Genomic DNA, 378 nt, shown 5'->3' with positions numbered 1-378 from the left:
AGCTGAAGCACACGCTCGATGTGCCGCTCGGCCTCGTCGTGGTCGACTATCTCCAGCTCATGCCCGCGCCCTCGCTCGGCCGAAACGCCAACCGCGTGCAGGAGGTGGGCGCGCTCAGCCGCGGCCTGAAGCTGCTCTCGAAAGACCTCGAGGTGCCGTTCCTTGTGCTCAGCCAGTTGAGCCGCGCGCCCGAGCAGCGCATGGGCGACCACCGGCCCCAGCTTTCCGACCTCCGCGAGTCCGGCTCCATCGAGCAGGACGCCGACATGGTGGCCTTCATCTTCCGCCCGGAGGTCTACCACAAGGACCGCGAAGACCTGCGCGGCAAGGCGGAGCTGATCATCGCCAAGCAGCGCAACTGTCTCTTATACACATCTC

At 66.1% G+C, this 378-nt stretch carries 1 protein-coding gene; it reads left to right on the top strand.

Annotated features, from left to right (window positions below):
• The coding region (locus N2041_RS14495; protein WP_297679308.1) for a DnaB-like helicase C-terminal domain-containing protein at positions 1 to 378 on the top strand (378 nt) is incomplete at both ends.

The organism is Tepidiforma sp., from assembly GCF_026419595.1.
Lineage (GTDB): Bacteria > Chloroflexota > Dehalococcoidia > Tepidiformales > Tepidiformaceae > Tepidiforma.
This window is presented reverse-complemented; position numbering and strand designations above follow the sequence as displayed.